The organism is Catellatospora sp. NPDC049609, from assembly GCF_040675365.1.
In the GTDB taxonomy this organism is placed as follows: Bacteria; Actinomycetota; Actinomycetes; order Mycobacteriales; family Micromonosporaceae; genus Catellatospora.
In genome coordinates, this window is sequence record NZ_JBFAOU010000002.1 from 19642 (window position 1) to 37333 (window position 17692).

Consider the following 17692-nt stretch of genomic DNA (forward strand, 5'->3'; position numbering starts at 1 on the left):
CGGGCGGCTCACGCGCGCACGCCGGTCGGGGCGGCCGGGGCGGCCGACGGCAGCCCGATCTGCAGCAGCGGCGGCGCGGGCGGTGCCTCCTCCACGACCACCTCGACGATCTCCGGTGCGGCCTGCTGGACCAGCGAGCACACCGTCTCGCTGACCGCCTCGGCGCCGCTGCCGCAGCCGCTGCCGCAACCTGCGGCCATCCCGATCCGGGCGGTGCCCGCGGCGTCCACGTCGAGCAGCGTGAACTCGCGGCCCAGCCGGCGGCGGGCCCGGTCGAGGGCGACCAGCACCCGCTCCTCGATCGGCACCGGGTGCAGGCCGTAGAGCGCGAGCAGCCCGCCGACCAGCTCGTCCTCGGCGAGCACGCGCAGCTCCTCGGTCACGCCGGGCACGGTGACCAGGCCGTCCAGCAGCCGGGCCAGCCCGGCCTCGTTGAGGTGCAGCAGCTCGCGGACCACCCCGTCAGCGGCGGTGCGGGCGGCCTGGCCACCCGCGCTCTCCACCTCGGCGAGCAGCCCCTCCACGCGTACGCCGACCGAGTGCGGGTCGAGTTCGAGCACCCGGTCCGAGTGTTGTTCGCCCATCACGCCCACCTCAGGCCGTCGCGCCGGAGGCGAAAGCGTGCGGCGTGTGCAGCTTCTTGAGCACCGAGCCGTTGCCGGTGTACATGTGCACCCCGCAGGGCAGGCACGGGTCGAAGCTGCGTACCGCGCGCATGATGTCGATGCCCTTGAAGTTCTCCTGCGAGTTCTCCTCGAAAATGGGCGTGTTCTGCACCGCGTCCTCGTACGGGCCGGGTGTGCCGTAGCGGTCGCGCACGCTGCCGTTCCACGGCGTCGGCGGGTACGGGTGGTAGTTGGCGATCTTCCCGTCGCGGATGACCATGTGGTGCGACAGCACGCCGCGCACGGCCTCGGTGAACCCGCAGCTGTTGGCGTCCTTGGGCACCTTGAACGGCTCCCAGGTCTGCGTCCGCCCGGCGCGCACCTCGGCCAGCGCCTTCTCGCAGGCGTGCAGCGCGACCGCGGCCGCGTACGCCTGGAAGTAGGTGCGGGCGCGGTTGCGTTCCAGCGCGTTGCTCCACTTCGGGATCTTCCACTCGAAGGTGGCCTCGGGTTTGGTCAGCGTCCGCGGCAGGTTGATCACGACGCTGTGCCCGGTGGCCTTCACGTAGCCGATGTCGACCAGGCCGCTCAGCGCGGTGGACCACAGCCGGGCGATCGGGCCGCCGCCGGTGTCCAGCGCCAGGTGGTCGGTGCCGTCGAACCAGCGCGGCGACATCACCCAGGAGTACGCCCCGTCGAAGTCGCGCTTCTGCGGCCGGGGCAGGGTGTGCTGGTTCCACGGGTGGCGCACGTCGACCGGGTTGCCCAGCGGGTCGTGCTTGACGAACACCTCCTGGCCCTGCCAGTCGTCGTAGTAGGAGCTGCCGAGCAGGATGCGGATGCCGAGGTTGATGTCGACCAGGTCGTTGGTGACCAGCTTGCCGTCGACGATGATGCCCGGCGTGACGAACATCTTCTTGCCCCACGCGCTCATCCGCTCGTAGGAGAAGTCGCAGTACTCCGGGTCGTTGAGCGCGCCCCAGCAGCCCAGCAGCACCCGCCGCTGCCCCACCTTCTCGTAGCCGGGGAGCGCGTCGTAGAAGAAGTCGAACAGGTCGTCGTGCATGGGCACGACCCGCTTCATGAACTCGACGTAGCGCATGAGCCGGGTCAGGTAGTCGGTGAACAGCTGCACCGTGGCGACCGTGCCCACACCGCCCGGGTAGAGCGTGGACGGGTGCACGTGCCTGCCCTCCATGAGGCAGAACATCTCCCGGGTGGTCCGGCTGACCTGCAGCGCCTCGCGGTAGAACTCGCCTTCGAGCGGGTTCAGCGAGGTCATGATCTCGGCGATGGTCTTGTAGCCGTGCTGCTCGGCGTGCGGCGCGGGCGTGTTCTTGGCCTTCTCCCACACGCCCGGGTTGGTCTCGCGGACCATCTTCTCGCAGTAGTCGACCCCGACCAGGTTCTCCTGGAAGATGTTGTGGTCGAACATGTACTCGGCCGCCTCGCCGAGGTTGACGATCCACTCGCCCAGGTGCGGCGGCTGCACGCCGTACGCCATGTTCTGGTTGTAGATCGAGCAGGTGGCGTGGTTGTCGCCGCAGATGCCGCAGATCCGGCTGGTGATGAAATGGGCGTCGCGCGGGTCCTTGCCCTTCATGAAGATGCTGTAGCCCCGGAAGATCGACGAGGTGCTGTAGCACTCGACGACCTGCCGCTGCTTCCAGTCGATCTTCGTGTAGATGCCGAGGCTGCCGACGATCCGGGTGATCGGATCCCACGACATCTCGACCAGGCCCTCCGCGGCCGTCTGCGTCGCCATGCTCGTCCTCAACGCCTCTCAGTAGCCGCTGGTCAGCGGTGGTATCCGGTGGTCAGTTCGGTGCCGCGGTGGCGCCACTTGGGCTCCTTGTCCACGGTCTTGCCGGTCACGTTGCGCAGGCGGCGGATCATCGCGCCGTAGATGCCGCTGCCGGCCGAGGAGACGGTCGCGCCGGGCGGCTCGTCCATGAACGGCATGAACTTGTCCGGGAAACCCGGCATGGTGCAGCCGATGCAGATGCCGCCCACGTTGGGGCAGCCGCCGATGCCGTTCATCCAGCCGCGCTTGGGCACGTTGCACTTGACCACCGGGCCCCAGCAGCCGATCTTCACGATGCACTCCGGCGTGCCGTAGTGCGTGGCGAACTGGCCCTGCTCGTAGTAGCCGCCACGGTCGCAGCCCTCGTGCACGGTCATCCCGAACAGCCACTGCGGGCGCAGCTTGTCGTCCAGCGGGATCATCGGCGCCTGCCCGGCCGCCTGGTAGAGCAGGTACGTGATGGTCTCGGCGAGGTTGTCCGGCTGGATCGGGCAGCCCGGCACGCACACGATCGGGATGCCCGCCGCCGAGCGCCAGTCCCAGCCCAGGTAGTCGGGCACGCCCATGGCCCCGGTCGGGTTGCCCGACATGGCGTGGATGCCGCCGTACGTGGCGCACGTGCCGACCGCGAGCACCGCCAGGGCCTTCGGCGCGAGCCGGTCCAGCCACTCGCTCGTGGTGATCGGCTGCCCGGTCTGCTTGTCGGCGCCGAAGGCGGCCCAGTAGCCCTCCGCCTTGATCGACTCGTTGGGGATCGACCCCTCGACGACCAGCACGAACGGCTCCAGCTCACCCCGGTCGGCCTTGTGGAACCAGGCCAGGAAGTCGTCCGCGCCGCCGTCCGGGCCGCATTCGAAGTCGATGAGCGGCCAGTGCACCGCGACCTTCGGCAGGCCGGGCAGTCCGCCCAGGGCGATCTCCTCGATGCTGGGCTGGGTCGCGGCGGTCAGCGCCACCGAGTCGCCGTCACAGCTGAGGCCCCCGTTGAGCCAGAGAATGTGGATCGGCTGTTCCTCGGCCTCAGCCCCGGCCTGCTGGGACTTCGTTGCGGTCATCTGCGTACACCCCCTGCGCCGCCCCCGGGCGGCTGTCCGCGCCCCCGCCGAGTCCCGCCACGGTCAGCTCCCACAGCACGTGGCAGGCGGTGGTCTGCGCCTCCTGGATGCGGTGCACCGACGGCGACCGCACGACGAACAGATGGTCGACCGCGCCCGGCTCGGCCAGCCGCCCCCCGGCGCCGCCGCTGAACGCGACCGTGACCGCGCCCTGCGCCCTCGCCTGGGCGAACCCGGCCAGCAGGTTGGGCGAGTTCCCGCTGGTGGAGAAGCCGATCACGACGTCGCCGGGGCGCGCGTGCGCGGCCACCTGGCGGGCGAAGACCGCCTCCACCCCGACGTCGTTGGCCAGCGCGCTGAGCACCGCCACGTCCGCCGACAGCGCGTACGCCGGCAGCGGCGGCGCGCCGCCGGGCGGCACGGCGAACAGGTCGGCGCACGCCTGCGCGTCGGTGGCGCTGCCGCCGTTGCCGAACGCGAACAGCCGCCCGCCGCTGCCCAGCGCCGCCGCGAGGTCGGCCGCGCAGGCGGCGAGCGCGACGGCCTGCTCGGTCAGCACCCGCGCCCGCAGCGCCGCCGCCTCCCGCAGCTTGGCCTCGGTCGACGCGGTCAGCGCGGCGGTGACGCCGGCCGGGTCGTGGGCGGCGTAGAGGAACGGGTAGAGGGCACCCAGGTGCGCCGGGGCGCCCCGGTCGGCAGCGGTCACGGGGCCACCTCCGGCAGCACGGTGATGGCCTCGCCGGCGTGCACCAGCACGGTGTCGCCGATCCGCGCGCCGACCAGCGCGACGCTGATCTCCTCCAGGCCCGCGCCCGCGTCGGCCAGTGCCAGGCCGCCGGGCAGCAGCGCCGCCACGGTCGCCGGGACCGCGGTGTCCGAGCAGGTCACGCACGACTGTCCGGCGTGGGCCACCGCCCAGTCAGCCAGCTCGTCGGGGACCGCCCGGCGCGAGGTCACGGCAACCGCTCCTCCGGGCCGCGTTCCAGCAGCACGTGGGTCAGTTCCCAGAGCAGGTGGTACGCCGTGACGTGCAGCTCGCGGACCACCAGCGGATCGTCGGCGGGCATGGCGAGCAGGTGGTCCACGCCGGACGCGCCGGGTGCGGGGCCGGTCAGCGCGATGGTCAGCAGCCCGCGCTCGGCCGCCGCGCGCAGCGCGTCGCGGACCGCGCCGCCGGGCCGCACGCAGACGGCCAGCGCGATGTCCTGCGGGGCCGCCGCGTGGCGCAGCAGGTGCGCGGCGCGTGGGGCGTCGTGGGCGACGGCCGGGAGCGCGCGCTTGCCGACGATCACCGGGTGGACGAACTCGACCGCGATGTGGTGGGCGTCGGCCGTGTCATCGCCGAAGGCGTGCAGCACCCCACCCGCGCGGAACCGCCGTGCCAGCGCCGCCGCCGCGGCGACCAGGTCCGGTGCGGACGCGACCAGGTCCGCCCCGGGCCGCTCGCGCTGCTGCGCGAACGCCGTGGTGAGCACCGCGGACGCGGTCATACCAGCCCCCCGTGGCTAGGTTCCGTCCTGGTTCACCATAGCGGGCCAACCACCACAAGAGCCGCGAATCGCCCTACCCTTGGCCGGGCCCGGTCGCGTCCGGAGGCTCACCCCTGGCCGGCGGCGCGCCGTCCCCGCCACTTCGCCAGGTACGGCAGCGCGAACAGGTACAGGCCGGTGAGCAGCAGCAGGGCGAGCGGGAGCAGCGGCGTGTAGGACACCCACACGGCGGGCTCCTCCTGCGCCAGGGCGACGAACGTGACGATGACGGTCACGGTGAAGGCGATGGACAGCCAGCGGTGCAGCTGCCGCACCCACTTGTTCCCGCTCATGGGGACCTCCTCGACAGAACGCACCGCTGACCGCGGCGACCTGCCGGATCGGTGCTGCGCCAGGCTAATCGCGGCGGCCTGAGCAGCGCTTCTCCAAACCTGACCGATCCGGCGCCCGGCCGTGCGGCCCGCGCGGACGGGGCTGCGGCGATGGCGCGGGTGCGCGATGATGCGGCGTATGACGGCTGGACAACCGCACCCCGAGCCGGTCGCCGCCGAGCCGGCCCCGGCCCCGGCCCCGGCCCGCCGCCGCTGGTGGCGGGTGGTCTGGCGGACGGCGCTGTGGGGCACGCTGGCCTCGGTGCTCGCCGTGGCCGGCAGCGTCGGCTGGGTGCGCTGGTCCGCCTCCGGCCACGTGTACGGCGTGGCGGACGTGCCCGCGGCGCCGGTGGCGCTGGTGCTCGGCGCCCAGGTCTACGACGACGGATCGCCGTCGGCGTTCCTGGAGGCCCGGCTGGACATCGCCCGGCAGCTCTACGAGGCGGGCCGGGTGCGGGCGGTGCTCGTCTCCGGCGACCACGGCCGGTGGACCTACGACGAGCCCGACACCATGCGCGACTGGCTGGTCAACCGCGGCATCCCCGGCCGGCGGGTGGTGGTCGACCACGCCGGCTTCGACACGTACGACTCCTGCCAGCGGGCGATCCGGGTGTTCGGGGTGGACCGGCTGATCGTGATCACGCAGAGCTACCACATCGAGCGGGCCGTCGCGCTGTGCCGCGACGCGGGCATCGACGCCGTCGGCGTCGGCGACGACACGGCGCGCCGCTTCGAGGACTTCTGGACCAGGGCCGTCGTCCGCGAGCAGGGCGCCTGCGTCAAGGCCGTGCTCGACACCGTCACCGGCCGCGACCCGGTCTTCCTCGGCCCCCACGAAACCGGCGTCGAAGAAGCCCTCCGCAACTGACCCCACCCTCCGAACCCCGCCGGCGGGCGGCGCTGAAGATCGGTGTTTTGGGTCAGAACCCGTGGTCTGGCCACGCTTTCCGACCCGAAACACCGATCTTCGCAGCCCGGGGCGGGGTCAGGGCGGCGGGGCAGTCGCGCGGGCGCGTCAGACGTGGAGGCGGGCGGCGGTGACGTCCTCGAACTCCTTGGTGCGGGCGGTGAGGGCCATGCTGAGGAACTGGCCGGCGTCCTCGCCGACCGGCAGGCGCAGCGGCGGCTCGGCCAGGCCCGCCACCCGGTGCACCGCTTCGGCGAACAGCTCCGGCGGGTTGAGCGCCGGGTTGTCGTGCATCGCCCGCATGCCGGCCAGCATCGGTCCCGACACCGGGTCGTAGGCGTCCACCCGCGAGCGCGGCAGCTCGGCCGACACGCCGTACCGCGTGGTGAACCCGCCGGGCTGCACGATGGTGACCCGGACCCCCAGGTGCGCGGCCTCCTGCGCCAGCGACTCGGCCAGGCCCTCCAGCGCGAACTTGCTGGCCGTGTACGCGGCCAGCCCCGGGAACGGCACCATGCCCGCCACCGAGGAGACGAACACCGCGTGGCCGCCGCCCTGGGCCCGCCACAGCGGCAGGACCAGCCGGGTCAACCGCCACGGCCCGTAGACGTTGGTGGCGAACTGCGCCGCCAGCTCGGCGTCGGAGACCTCCTCGACCGCGCCGAACTGCCCGTACCCGGCGTTGTTGACGAGCACGTCGATCCCGCCGTAGCGGTCGGCCGCGGCCGCGACCGCCGCCGCGCAGGAGTCCGGATCGCGGACGTCCAGCGGATGGACGGCCAGGTTGTCCGGGAAGCGGGCGGCGAGGTCGTCGAGCGTGCCCGGCCGGCGGGCGGTGGCGAGCACCCGCTCACCCCGCTCCGCGAGCCGCTCCACCAGCGCCCGGCCCAGCCCGGTCGAGCATCCCGTCACCAGCCAGCGTCGTGCCATGGATCCACCTCTCCCAGCAGCGGCGGCCCGTGGCGGGCCGTCCGGGCGACCAGATTCGCAGCGGGAAGTGACGCATGGCAATGTAAAGTTACTGACGGGAGTGATTAAGCCACACAGCGTGACTCACGGCGATGAGCGGCACGCTGGCCAGGGCGACCAGCCAGCCGCCGAGCACATCCGAGGGCCAGTGCACCACGAGCGCCACCCGGCTCGCCCCCACCAGCACCGCCCAGCCGCCCACCACCGCGACCAGCGCGGCCCGCTGCCAGCGCGCCCGGGCCAGCGGCCAGGCCAGCAGGAGCAGCAGCAGCGCGGCGGTGGCGAAGTGGCTGGTGTGTCCGGACGGATAGGACCAGCCCGCCGCCACCGAGAGCATGTCCTCCGGCCGCGGCCGGGCCACCAGCGCGTGCACGGTCAGCCGCAGCGCGGCGCTGGCGGCCACCGCCGCGCATACGAAACCGAGCTGCGCGAACAGCCGGCGGCGCAGCAGGAATCCGAGCGTGAACGCCAGCGCCGCGAGCAGCACGACGGTGTCACCGGTCCGGGTGACCGCGGTCATCGCCTCCCGCCACGCCGGATTCTCCAGCGCGAACCGGTGCGCCGCGGCGCTGATCGTCGCGTCGCGGGCCATCAACGGCCCCCACGGGATCTCGACCGCGGCGGTCAGCAGGGCGTACGCCGTGACGGCGGCACCGGCCGTCCACAGCCAGCGGCGGCGTGCCTCGGCTTGCACGAGCATGCAGTGTTCTTACCCGCCCGGCCGTGACGGCTGTCACCCGGGGCTGCCCGGTTTCCGCCGGGCGGTGCGGCCGGGGTGGTTCAGCCGGCGCGGCGGCGTGCCCGGCGCGCGGCGAGCTCGTCGGTCACGCCCAGCGGCAGCACGGCCGGGGCGAACGGGGTCACCGTCGCCTCCTCGACCTCCGTGCCGCGCTCGGCCGGCAGGTGCGACAGCGAGCCCTGGATCTCCTTGAAGGCGCCGCCGATGGCGATGCCGAACACGCCCTGCCCGCCCTGGAGCAGGTCGACGACCTCCTCCGGCGAGCGGCAGTCGTAGACCGAGGTGCCGTCGGAGATGAGCGTGATGGTGGCGAGGTCGTCGGCTTCGTACGCCCGCAGCGTCTCGATCGCGCGCCGGATGTTCTGCAGCGAGACCCCGGCGTCGAGCAGCCGTTTGACCACCTTGAGCACCACGAGGTCGCGGAAGGAGTAGAGCCGCTGCGTGCCGGAGCCGGAGGCGTCGCGGATGCTCGGCACCACCAGCCCGGTGCGCGCCCAGTAGTCCAGCTGCCGGTAGCTGATGCCGACGGCGTGACACGCCGTCACGCCCCGATAGCCGAGCGAACCGCCCTGCATGTCCGGGTCCGCGTCCTCCGCCACCGTGCCGCGCAGCGCACCCGCGCCGCCGGGACGACTTGGCTCGCTGTCGGGCGACTGCGGATCGTGGAGCTGGTTCATGCGACTACCTCCCGCCGAGTGTCGACCTGGCCAGCCTATAGCGGATGACGCTCGGCGGCGGGGAGGCAACGCTGCGACACGCCACAAACGAGTCCGGGAGCGTCACTTTTCGGTGACCCGGTCGTTAACGGCGGCCGCCGCCCCGCCGGTTAGGAGGCGAAGTCCTCCGGGCGGACCTGCTCCAGGAACTCGCGGAACTTCTCGACCTCGTCCTCCTGCTCGTCCGGGATGATGATCCCGGCCTCGTCGAGGACGCGCTCGGCGCAGCGCACGGGAGCGCCGACGCGCAGCGCGAGGGCGATCGCGTCGCTGGGGCGCGCGGAGACCCGCACCGAGTCGCCGATCAGCAGGTCGGCGTAGAAGATGCTGTCCTTCAGCTCGACGATCTCCACCGCCTTGAGCGGCGCCGAGAGCGCCTGCAGCAGATCCCGCAGAAGATCATGGGTGAGCGGGCGGGCGGGCTTGACGCCCTGCTGCTCGTAGGCGATCGCCGTCGCCTCCACCGCCCCGATCCAGATCGGCAGGTACCGGTCGCCGTCCACCTCACGCAGCAGGACGATCGGCTGATTGGTGGGCAGCTCGACCCTAACCCCGATCACGCTCAGCTCGCGCACCGTCTCGCCTCCGTCGCGTCTGCCTGTGGCCCGGGCCGGCCCGCCTGACGGCTGCCGTACGACACCGCGCCCTTCGGCCTCTTCTACTGCACGCTACACGCCTGCGCGCACCCTCGGCTCATGCGCACGCCGTCAGCCGCCGAGCGCGTCGTTGAGCCCGGACCGCAGCAGCGCCACGTGCAGGCGCTGCGACAGCACGGTCAGCTCCCGCACCGTTTCCGCCGCCCTGGCCCGGGCGGTCGGGTCCTGCTGGCGCATCAGCGGCGCGACCAGCTGAGCGTAGAGCCCGGCCTCCCGGTCCGCCGCGACCCGGTACGCCCGCAGGTGCCGGGGCTCGACGCCGTACTCGGCGAGCTGGCCGGCGACCTCCGCCACGGCGAGCGCGTCGCCGTCGAACCACTCCCCGGCCCGCGCCGTCACCAGCCCGTGCCGCTCCAGATCGGCCAGCAGCGCCTCGGTGATGCCGGCGCGGTGGCACAGCTCCTGGCGCCGCAGCCGCTCGGCCACCGGCTCGTCCACGGGCGCCGGGCGGTGGTCGTCGCCGACCGCCACCAGGGTGGGCCGCGCCTGGGTCAGGTGCGCGCCTTCGGACAACTGCTCCCGGATGACGCGAAGAGGGAGATACTGGTCACGCTGCGCGGCCAGGATGAAGCGCAGCCGCGCCACGTCCTCGCGGCTGTACTTGCGGTAGCCGGACGACGTCCGCTGCGGCTCCACCAGACCCTCCGTCTCGAGGAACCGCAGCTTCGAGATGGTGATGTCCGGGAAATCGGAACGCAGCAGCCCGAGCACCTCGCCGATGCTCATCAGCGATGATGCCCGCGCCGCCCCGCTCCCACCGCCGGCCGACGCCGGCATTGCAGCTGTCATGCCTCCTCGGCGCGCGGGCCGGCCACGTACAGCAGGCGGAACTTGCCGACCTGGACCTCGTCGCCGTTGTTGAGCGTGGCCGACTCGACCCGCTCCCGGTTGACGTAGGTGCCGTTGAGGCTGCCCACGTCGCGCACGGTGAAGGTGGAACCGTCGCGGTGGAACTCGGCGTGCCGACGCGACACCGTCACGTCGTCGAGGAAGATGTCACTGTCGGGGTGGCGGCCGCTCGTGGTCACATCGTGGTCGAGCAGGAACCGGGCACCCGCGTTCGGGCCGCGGCGCACCACCAGCAGGGCCATGCCCGGCGGCAGCTGCCCGGCGACCCTTCCTGGGACGACGTCCGAGTCCGGCCCCTCCAGCGCCTCCTCCAGGTTGCCGAGATGCAGGGTCGACGTGACGTCGAGCTGGGGGAACTCGTCGTCTGGTCGCGTCATCGGACCACCTCACGGTCATATCGGCCACTATGTGTGGAACTGCTATGGACACCGGCAGGGCGTTACTCGACGTCAGCGGCGAGCTTAGGCAGCGAGCCTAGCGACCCCGGAAATGTAGGGTCAACCGGACTCGCTGGCTCCAGCCACGTCCCTGAATGAAGGTTCAGCTCTGGGTCAGTTCACGGTACGCCGCTGCGTCGAGAAGCGCATCCAGCGCCGACGGGTCCGCGATCTCGATCTCGACCAGCCAACCCTCGCCGTACGGATCGGTGTTGATCAGGTCCGGGGAGTCGACGAGCGCGTCGTTGCGGGCGGTCACCGTGCCGGTGAGGGGGGCGTAGATCTCCGAGACGCTCTTGGTCGACTCGACCTCGCCGAACGACTCGCCGGCCGCGACGGCCTGGCCCGTCTCGGGCAGCTGCACGTACACGATGTCGCCGAGCGCGTCCTGCGCGAAGTGGGTGATGCCGACCCGGACCGTGCCGCCCTTCGTGGTCACCCACTCATGCTCGGCGGTGTACTTCAGGTCCTCAGGAATCACGGTGGTTCCCCCTCGCTCAAGCCGTCGTGCGGCTCGCCCGTCAGGACACGGGCTTGGCGTACTCCAAGGTCGGCGCGCCGGGCAGCACAGTGTTGATCTCCACCGGCTGCGGCTTGCTGACGATCACGTTACCGCCGTCGCCCTCGACATTGTTAACCACCCCGCCGCGGAACCGCATCGCCACGTCGAGGTCCTCCGGGCCGATGGCCGTGATGGTGTACGGGCCGGTCAGCCGCACGCCGTCCACCTCGATCCCGCCGTTCTGGGCCTCCACGAAGTGGGTCGAGGCGACCACCCGCACCGACCCGCCGGTGCCGTCGACCTGCATCGCCTCGGCGCCCGCGCCGCGCAGCTCCTGGATCGCGTTGAGCAGGTGCGCCGCGGTGATCGGCTTGGTCCCGTCGCTGAAGCGCAGGGTGATCCCCGTGCCGACGGCCTTGAGCGTGCCGGCCAGGATGCCCAGGTCGTCGGCGCGCTCCTGCGCCTCCTTGAGGATCTGCTCCCGGCCGGACGCGCCCGAGGCCAGCTCCCGGCGGCTGGACTCCAGCGCCGCGATGTCCTGCTGCAGGCGGTCCTCGCGCGCGTCGAGGTCGGCCAGGATGGCGACCAGGTCCTCCTGCCGCAGCGAGGCGTACGCCTCGTCGGTGGAGTTGCTCTTGAGCTGCACCGCCAGCGTGAAGCCCAACAGCACCAGCAGCACGCCGATCACGGCGCCCGCACCGCTGATCCGGCGGCGCGACGCGGTCGCGGCGGCCTCGGCCGGTGCGTCGTGCCCGGTCGGTGCGGCGTCCTCAGCCGGGTCGTCGACCTCCCGCGGCGCGGGCCCGTCGGCGGGCACGGTCTCGTCGGCGGGCACGATCGCCCCGGCGGGTGCCGGGTCGGCCCCGCCCGGCGTGCCGGGCTGCGCGCCCAGCGGCACCGTCGGCTCGTCGCCGGCGGGCTCGATCGGTCGCTTGCTCTCGTCAGTCACCGCTGCACCTATGCCTTGAACAGCCGACGCCGGATCGCCGCCACGTTGCCGAAGATCCGGACGCCGAGCACGACGACCACGCCGATGGACAGCTGGCTGCCCACTCCAAGCTTGTCACCGAGGTAGACGATGAAGCCCGCGACCAGCACGTTCGAGATGAACGAGATCACGAACTGCTTGTCGTCGAAGATCCCGTCGAGCTTGGCGCGCACCCCGCCGAAGACCGCGTCCAGCGCGGCCACCACGGCGATGGGCAGGTACGGCTGGAGAGCGTCCGGGACCGTGGGGTTGAGCACGACGCCCAGCACCACTCCGGCGATCAGCGCCAGTACTGCGATCACTTGCCACCTCCCGAGGGCGAGGTTGAGGGCGAGGGGGAGCCGGAGGCCGACGGCTTCGGCACGACGGCGTACTGCAGCCGCGGCAGCACGGCGGCCGGCAGCTCCAGGTCGTCGCGCTCGTCCACCTCGAAGCCCAGCTCCTGCTGCTTGTCGCCCGCGATGGAGCGGTAGACGGCGGCGGTCTGCGAGTCGTTGAACCGGTCGACCATCTCCGGCGGCCCGATCGCGGCCACCTGGTAGGGGCCGATCACGTGCGAGTTGCCGACGATGATCGCCGACCCGGCGCCCCGGATCGGCGTCACCGAGGTAAGCCGCTGCCCGTTGACCGAGACCGCCTCGGCGCCGGCCGCCCACAGCGCGTTCGTCACCAGCTGCAGGTCGATGTCGAGCACCCGGGCGAGCCGCTCGTTGGCGGCGTTGGGCCCGTCGGCCAGGGTCACCACGACCCCGTCGCCGGTGACCTTGCGCATGCCGGTCGCCGCCTCCAGCTCGCGCAGCTGGCCCAGGGACGTGTCGGCCAGCGCCTCCTCGCGCATCCGGAACACCTCGGCCTGCAGGGTCTCGGCCTGGCGGGCCAGGTCGTCGGTGTGCGCCTGCCGCTGCTTCATGTCCTGGATCAGCCCGGCGCGAGCCGTGGCCCGGGCCGGTGCGCGCTCCACGACCTGCAGGTACGCCACCGAGAACAGGATGCCGATGATCAGGCAGGCGACGACGGTCACCACCCGGCGCAGGCGGCGGGTGGTGGCGGGCAGCGGACCCCGCTCGCCGCGGGCGCGCGCGGCGTCGGCGTACCCGGCGTCGAGCGGCGACTGGAACAGCTCGCTGAGCATGTCCGTCGGGAACTGGCGCGGCGCCGGGGCGCCGGGCTCCTGCCCCTCCGGCCGCTCGGCGCGCTCCGGCCGCTCGCTGCGCTCGCTCATGCCGCTGCCTGACGGGAGCGCCGCACCACGGCGGCGAACTGGGCGAGGTAGAAGATGCCGGCGATCCAGTAGAGGACGATGCCCCACCAGCACAGCGCCCAGCCGCTGGCGTACGCGATGTCGTGCACCGCGCCGGTCGGCACGGCCCAGGCCAGCAGCAGGATCGGGAAGCCCATCAGCAGGATGAAGGTGGCGGTCTTGCCCAGGTAGTGCACGGGCAGCGGGCCGTACCCCAGCTTGCGCAGCACCGGGAAGGTCAGCATCAGCAGCACGTCGCGGGCCAGCAGCGCGACCGTGAACTGCCACGGCACGATCTCGCGCAGCGTGAACGCCAGCAGCGTGGCCAGGATGTAGAGGCGGTCGGCGAACGGGTCGAGCAGCTCGCCGAGCCGGCTGACCTGCCCGAGCCGCCGGGCCAGGTAGCCGTCGATCCAGTCGGTGGTGCCGCCCAGCCCGAGCACGACCACGGCCCAGCCGATCTGGTCGGCGACCAGGAACAGGTACAGGAAGACCGGCACGCCGAGCAGGCGGGCGAAGCTGATCAGGTTGGGGATGGTGAGCACGCGGTCGCGCGCCGCAGCGCCGTCCACGTGGGCATCGCCCAGCGGCTGCTGAGCCACCGAGGCCTCCCCTCCGCCTCCCACAAAAGGGACAGCCGGCGCAGGCCGGCTGTATTCACTCGAATCTCCGGACATGATCCGCCGATTCACGACCCCCAGTTCTATCACGCGGAGGCCGCCGAGCCGCGCCCTGACCCGATGAGCATGCCCACTCCGATACACGGAACAGGCGCGCCCGCAACGCAGGCGCGCCCGATCAATACCGGTTTGTCCTTTACAGCGGAGTGCAGGTGACGATCGGGATCGCGTTCGTGCCCTGGTAGCTGCCGAGGAACCCGGTCGAGGTGGACTGTCCGGGCAGCAGCAGGCCGTTCCAGCTGACGTTGACCACGCGCAGCTGCGCGCCGGACTGGGTGTACTGCCCGTTCCAGGACTGCGTCACCACCTGGCCGTTCGGGAAGGTCAGGTTGATGATCCAGCCGTTGATCGGCACGGTGCCGGTGTTGGTCACCCTGATCTCACCCTGGAAGCCGCCCTGCCACTGCCCGATGATCGTGTACGTGGCCGAGCAGGACTTCGTCCCGCTCACCGAGGGCGACGGCGACGGCGGCCGGGATGGGCTCGGCGACGCCGACGGCGACGGCGACGGCGGGCGCGACGGGCTGGGCGAGACCGACGGCGACGCCGACACGGACGGCGACGGCGGGTTCGACGGGGTCACGCCGCCGAGCGCGGCGGTCAGCGCCGGATACCACCGGTCGGAGATCTTCTGATCACCGGCGCCGTTCGGGTGCACCCCGTCGTAGGTGTCGGTGGCCGTGTTGAACCCGGTCCACTGGTCCACCACGGTGATCGGCGACTGCGCGGTGGTCTTGCCCGCCGCCCAGCCCGGGATCTCGTTGTTCAGCGACACCGTGCGGGCCGCGCACTCGCCGCAGGTCGGCGGGTTCACCGGGATGATCTTCGCGACCAGGATGCGCATGTTCGGGTTGCTGGCCCGCATCTGGTCGACCAGCTTGCTGTACGCCGCGAGGATCTGCGCGTTGGACCGGTTGGACCACACGTCGTTGGTGGCGAAGTGCATCAGCACGATGTCGGGCAGGGTCGCCGACAGCCAGCCGACGAGCTGGTTCTGGTCGGCGACGTTGGTGACCAGGAAGCCGCCGTGGCCTTCGTTCTCACCGTCGTACGCGAACCCGCAGCCCTGCGCCGGCAGCGTGCCGACCATGTCGATGTTGGTGTGGCCGGCGGACTGGAGCCGCTGCCACAGCAGCGCCCGCCAGCAGCCCGGCGAGCCGGTGATGGAGTCGCCGAGCGCCATGATGCGCGTCGGCGCGGCAGCCGCGCTGCTCACGGGAGTCGCGACGAACGCGAGCGCCGTGGCGGCCAGGATGCCCAGCAGCGCCGGCAGCGCCACTCTCAGGATGGGCCTGGACATGAAGCAATCCCCTCATCCGGGACACGCGGAGAGGCACCCGTTGCCCAGGCGGAGACCGCCGCGCTGAAACGAGATGTGAACGGCGTCGGCGCGGCTCGGCGCGGCCGACGCGCAACGGCGACGACGGCCCGGCTCCCGGGGGCCGTCAGAGCCCGCCGTCGATATTAGAGCGTCCGCCGCTATCGCGAAACCGAGCTCACCATCAGCACGAACAGCAGCGCGATCGCGACGATGCCGACGCACGCCGCGACCAGCACCAACGTGTGCTGCGGCAGCCGCCGGACCTGTGCCGCGGCCTCGGCCCGCCGGGCGCCGACCGGCCGCGCGGCCGGCTCCGGCGCGGCCTCGGGCACGCCCTGGCCGGACAGGTACGGCGGCAGGTACAGCGTCGACGTGAACATCGGCGCGGCCAGCACCGACGGGGCCTCGTACCCGGCCGGGGTCAGGTGGTCCCACGGCGTCACCGCAGCGGCCTCCGGGGCGGGCGGCTCCCACCCCTGCGCGGTGCTATGAGCCTCCTGGGCGACGCCGGACGGATCGGGGTCGGCCCGCAGTCTCAGCAGCCAGTCGTCCTCGACGGCCGCGTCCGCCGCACCGGTCGCGGCCCCGGGCGACCAGAGCGGCAGCCCGGCCGGAGCAGGCGGTGCGGCGAACCCCGGTGGCACGGCCGGAGCATGCGGCCCGGCGGGTCCGGGCGTCGCGAGCGACGCGGACGGCGTCGCGGGCCGCTCGGACGGCGTCGCGGCGGGCGGACCTTTCGGCGCGGGCGCGGCCGTGGCCGGGGACGGGGCCGGGGACGGGGACGGGCGGGTGAGGCCGACCGGCGAGATCGGGGCGTCCGGGATCAGGCCGACACCGCAGTGGTGACGCGGGTCGGCGACGGCGTACGCGGCCGCGTTCACCAGCGCATGCACCGGGTCGGCCGGGTCCAGCCCGGCGGCGTCCTCGCGGGCCTCGGTGAGCAGCTCGTGCGCGTCGTTGAAGCCGCCGCAGTCGCGCCACATCGCGGCCAGCCGCAGCTGCATCCGGATGCCCACCGGGTGCGCGGCGCCGTGCATGCGGCGGTGCTCGTCGATGACGGTGGCCAGGCGCAGCCGGGCGGTCACGCAGTGCCCCTGCGCGTGCTCGACCGTGGCGAGGTCGCCGCGGGCGGCCAGCACCCGGTCCGAGTCCGGCCCGTCCAGCTCGGTGTACGCCGTGATCAGGTCGAGGTAGCGGGTCACCGCGCGGGCGTGCACGCCGACCCGGGCCAGCACCGCCGCCAGCAGGCCCAGCGCGTGCAGCGTGCGCCGGTCGCGCTCGCCGTGGATCGCGCGGTACGCCGCGTAGCCGTAGGCGGCCCAGCCCCGGGCGGCGTGCGGCTCGCCCAGGCCCAGCAGCACGCCGGTCTGCAGCACCACCGCCTCGGCGGTCGCGGGCGCGGCCTGCGCCGGGTCCGCCGGCACCGCCGACAGCGCCGCGCTCAGCAGCTCGTGCGCGGCCGACAGCGAACCGGCCGCGATGTGCTCGCGCGCCCGGGCGACCACGTGCTCCCCTACCGGCATCCCCGCCGGCACCCCCTTCCCCGGCCGGTACGTCCCACCACGTCACGCGGGTGGACCGCCACCATGCCGCGTGAACCGCCTCCGACGCCAGCCCCCGGCGGGCTCCGTCACAAAGCCGACCCGCCACCGTCGACCGGCGAACGGTCGGCGGCGGCGGGTCGGGACACGGCTCAGACGACGGGCAGCGGCGAGCTGACGTCCAGGATGATCTTCCACTGGCCGCGCTCGCGGACGAAGGTGAGCGCGTTGTAGAAGTGCTGCTTGAAGTTGACCGACGGGATGGCCAGGGTGAAGTCGACGACCAGCGTCGCGCCGCGGCAGCCGTCGACGACCTTCTTCACCTCGGGGAACGTCGCGGTGAAGTCGTAGGTGAACAGCCCCGTGAAGTTGGCCTGGATGGCCGCCTTGTCCTTGCGGTACGCGCCGTTGGAGCCGATCTGCACCGCCTCGTCGTGGTAGTACGCCATGACCGCCGGCAGGTCCTTGGCCAGGAACACGGCGTCGAAGTCCGCCACCGCGGCGTCGAAGCCCCGCTCGCACCCGCGCGCCGTGTCGCCCTTGCCCGCGCCCGCGGCGGAGGGCACCGCCAGCAGTGCCGCCAGGCCCAGCGCCGTCATCGCCGCCGCATACCACCTACGCACAGATCCTCCAGCTGTCCCGGCGGGCCGATCGGCCCACATCGACAGCGATCATATGAAGTCGATCTATGTGAGCGGCCCCCACGATCGGCCCGACCGCGCCGGACGGTCGGCGCGCACGACGGGGCGAAAGCGTGACGCATCCACCTGCCTCGAACGTGTAGGCGCGGCGCCCGGACGGCGGGTGCCGCCCGGCACCTGT

21 protein-coding genes and 1 pseudogene are annotated in these 17692 nt (G+C 72.6%); 1 reads left to right on the forward strand and 21 read right to left on the reverse strand.

The features are described from left to right. Positions 1–8: 8 nt before the first annotated feature. From AB0J67_RS00685 to AB0J67_RS00715, 7 genes are all read right to left on the reverse strand, one after another. Positions 9–584: a hypothetical protein gene (locus AB0J67_RS00685; RefSeq protein WP_363474758.1), complete on the reverse strand. Its 576-nt coding sequence runs from the start codon at positions 582–584 to the stop codon at positions 9–11. 10 nt (positions 585–594) lie between these two features. Continuing rightward, complete coding sequence (locus AB0J67_RS00690; RefSeq protein ID WP_363474760.1) at positions 595–2370, reverse strand: nickel-dependent hydrogenase large subunit; 1776 nt, start codon at positions 2368–2370, stop codon at positions 595–597. A 32-nt stretch (positions 2371–2402) separates the two neighbouring features. Then, a complete protein-coding gene (locus AB0J67_RS00695) occupies positions 2403–3464 on the reverse strand; it encodes a hydrogenase expression protein HypE (protein ID WP_363474762.1) in 1062 nt (353 codons plus the stop codon). Next, positions 3430–4170, reverse strand: a complete 741-nt coding sequence (locus tag AB0J67_RS00700) for an SIS domain-containing protein (protein WP_363474764.1) — start codon at positions 4168–4170, stop codon at positions 3430–3432. Before AB0J67_RS00700 ends, AB0J67_RS00695 begins: the two co-directional genes overlap by 35 nt. After that, on the reverse strand, positions 4167–4421 hold the full coding sequence (locus AB0J67_RS00705) for a HypC/HybG/HupF family hydrogenase formation chaperone (RefSeq protein WP_363474766.1): 255 nt from the start codon (positions 4419–4421) through the stop codon (positions 4167–4169). Before AB0J67_RS00705 ends, AB0J67_RS00700 begins: the two co-directional genes overlap by 4 nt. Beyond that, entirely contained in the window at positions 4418–4954 is a 537-nt protein-coding gene (locus AB0J67_RS00710; protein ID WP_363474768.1) for a hypothetical protein, read from the reverse strand. The genes AB0J67_RS00705 and AB0J67_RS00710 overlap by 4 nt, the downstream gene beginning before the upstream one ends. A 107-nt stretch (positions 4955–5061) precedes the next feature. Continuing rightward, entirely contained in the window at positions 5062–5286 is a 225-nt protein-coding gene (locus AB0J67_RS00715; protein ID WP_363474770.1) for a hypothetical protein, read from the reverse strand. 178 nt (positions 5287–5464) lie between these two features. Between AB0J67_RS00715 and AB0J67_RS00720 the strand changes: the two genes are divergently transcribed. Then, complete coding sequence (locus AB0J67_RS00720) at positions 5465–6193, forward strand: ElyC/SanA/YdcF family protein (protein WP_363474772.1); 729 nt, start codon at positions 5465–5467, stop codon at positions 6191–6193. A gap of 147 nt (positions 6194–6340) precedes the next feature. Here AB0J67_RS00720 and AB0J67_RS00725 read toward each other — a convergent pair whose 3' ends face one another. From AB0J67_RS00725 to AB0J67_RS00790, 14 genes and pseudogenes are all read right to left on the reverse strand, one after another. Then, complete coding sequence (locus tag AB0J67_RS00725) at positions 6341–7162, reverse strand: SDR family oxidoreductase (RefSeq protein WP_363474774.1); 822 nt, start codon at positions 7160–7162, stop codon at positions 6341–6343. 88 nt (positions 7163–7250) lie between these two features. Continuing rightward, complete coding sequence (locus AB0J67_RS00730) at positions 7251–7901, reverse strand: phosphatase PAP2 family protein (RefSeq protein WP_363474776.1); 651 nt, start codon at positions 7899–7901, stop codon at positions 7251–7253. An 80-nt stretch (positions 7902–7981) separates the two neighbouring features. Beyond that, positions 7982–8515 (reverse strand): MerR family transcriptional regulator, encoded by a 534-nt coding sequence (locus AB0J67_RS00735; RefSeq protein ID WP_363474983.1) that lies wholly within the window; start codon positions 8513–8515, stop codon positions 7982–7984. 251 nt (positions 8516–8766) lie between these two features. Further along, on the reverse strand, positions 8767–9231 hold the full coding sequence (locus AB0J67_RS00740; RefSeq protein WP_203698458.1) for a bifunctional nuclease family protein: 465 nt from the start codon (positions 9229–9231) through the stop codon (positions 8767–8769). Between the two features lie 132 nt (positions 9232–9363). Beyond that, on the reverse strand, positions 9364–10038 hold the full coding sequence (locus AB0J67_RS00745; protein WP_363474778.1) for a MerR family transcriptional regulator: 675 nt from the start codon (positions 10036–10038) through the stop codon (positions 9364–9366). A gap of 59 nt (positions 10039–10097) precedes the next feature. Beyond that, positions 10098–10538, reverse strand: coding sequence for an FHA domain-containing protein (locus AB0J67_RS00750; RefSeq protein ID WP_203756860.1), 441 nt, complete (start codon positions 10536–10538; stop codon positions 10098–10100). A gap of 163 nt (positions 10539–10701) precedes the next feature. Then, positions 10702–11079 carry a glycine cleavage system protein GcvH gene (gene gcvH, locus AB0J67_RS00755; RefSeq protein WP_363474780.1) on the reverse strand — a complete coding sequence of 126 codons (378 nt, stop codon included), beginning with the start codon at positions 11077–11079 and terminating at the stop codon, positions 10702–10704. Positions 11080–11119: 40 nt separating this feature from the next. Continuing rightward, positions 11120–12049, reverse strand: a complete 930-nt coding sequence (locus AB0J67_RS00760; protein ID WP_363474782.1) for a DUF881 domain-containing protein — start codon at positions 12047–12049, stop codon at positions 11120–11122. Positions 12050–12057: 8 nt separating this feature from the next. Further along, positions 12058–12390, reverse strand: a complete 333-nt coding sequence (locus tag AB0J67_RS00765) for a small basic family protein (protein ID WP_203756841.1) — start codon at positions 12388–12390, stop codon at positions 12058–12060. Continuing rightward, a pseudogene (locus AB0J67_RS00770) lies at positions 12390–13220 on the reverse strand (DUF881 domain-containing protein); the annotation flags it as partial. The gene AB0J67_RS00765 and the pseudogene AB0J67_RS00770, both read right to left, overlap by 1 nt. A gap of 86 nt (positions 13221–13306) precedes the next feature. Continuing rightward, positions 13307–13930 (reverse strand): CDP-alcohol phosphatidyltransferase family protein, encoded by a 624-nt coding sequence (locus AB0J67_RS00775; protein ID WP_363474784.1) that lies wholly within the window; start codon positions 13928–13930, stop codon positions 13307–13309. Positions 13931–14144: 214 nt separating this feature from the next. Further along, on the reverse strand, positions 14145–15308 hold the full coding sequence (locus tag AB0J67_RS00780) for a cellulose binding domain-containing protein (protein ID WP_363474786.1): 1164 nt from the start codon (positions 15306–15308) through the stop codon (positions 14145–14147). 179 nt (positions 15309–15487) lie between these two features. Continuing rightward, positions 15488–16852 (reverse strand): hypothetical protein, encoded by a 1365-nt coding sequence (locus tag AB0J67_RS00785; protein ID WP_363474788.1) that lies wholly within the window; start codon positions 16850–16852, stop codon positions 15488–15490. A gap of 170 nt (positions 16853–17022) precedes the next feature. Beyond that, entirely contained in the window at positions 17023–17493 is a 471-nt protein-coding gene (locus AB0J67_RS00790) for a nuclear transport factor 2 family protein (protein ID WP_363474790.1), read from the reverse strand. Between the last annotated feature and the right edge of the window lie 199 nt (positions 17494–17692).

Excerpts from the sequence above, each read along its gene's own strand:
- AB0J67_RS00715 (WP_363474770.1), bottom strand. The coding sequence starts at position 5,286 with ATGAGCGGGAACAAGTGGGTGCGGCAGCTGCACCGCTGGCTGTCCATC.
- AB0J67_RS00695 (WP_363474762.1), bottom strand. The coding sequence starts at position 3,464 with ATGACCGCAACGAAGTCCCAGCAGGCCGGGGCTGAGGCCGAGGAACAG.
- AB0J67_RS00780 (WP_363474786.1), bottom strand. The coding sequence starts at position 15,308 with ATGTCCAGGCCCATCCTGAGAGTGGCGCTGCCGGCGCTGCTGGGCATC.
- AB0J67_RS00720 (WP_363474772.1), top strand. The coding sequence starts at position 5,465 with ATGACGGCTGGACAACCGCACCCCGAGCCGGTCGCCGCCGAGCCGGCC.
- AB0J67_RS00750 (WP_203756860.1), bottom strand. The coding sequence starts at position 10,538 with ATGACGCGACCAGACGACGAGTTCCCCCAGCTCGACGTCACGTCGACC.
- AB0J67_RS00725 (WP_363474774.1), bottom strand. The coding sequence starts at position 7,162 with ATGGCACGACGCTGGCTGGTGACGGGATGCTCGACCGGGCTGGGCCGG.
- AB0J67_RS00735 (WP_363474983.1), bottom strand. The coding sequence starts at position 8,515 with ATGCAGGGCGGTTCGCTCGGCTATCGGGGCGTGACGGCGTGTCACGCC.
- AB0J67_RS00745 (WP_363474778.1), bottom strand. The coding sequence starts at position 10,038 with ATGAGCATCGGCGAGGTGCTCGGGCTGCTGCGTTCCGATTTCCCGGAC.
- AB0J67_RS00730 (WP_363474776.1), bottom strand. The coding sequence starts at position 7,901 with ATGCTCGTGCAAGCCGAGGCACGCCGCCGCTGGCTGTGGACGGCCGGT.
- AB0J67_RS00690 (WP_363474760.1), bottom strand. The coding sequence starts at position 2,370 with ATGGCGACGCAGACGGCCGCGGAGGGCCTGGTCGAGATGTCGTGGGAT.
- AB0J67_RS00785 (WP_363474788.1), bottom strand. The coding sequence starts at position 16,852 with ATGCCGGTAGGGGAGCACGTGGTCGCCCGGGCGCGCGAGCACATCGCG.
- AB0J67_RS00685 (WP_363474758.1), bottom strand. The coding sequence starts at position 584 with ATGGGCGAACAACACTCGGACCGGGTGCTCGAACTCGACCCGCACTCG.
- AB0J67_RS00710 (WP_363474768.1), bottom strand. The coding sequence starts at position 4,954 with ATGACCGCGTCCGCGGTGCTCACCACGGCGTTCGCGCAGCAGCGCGAG.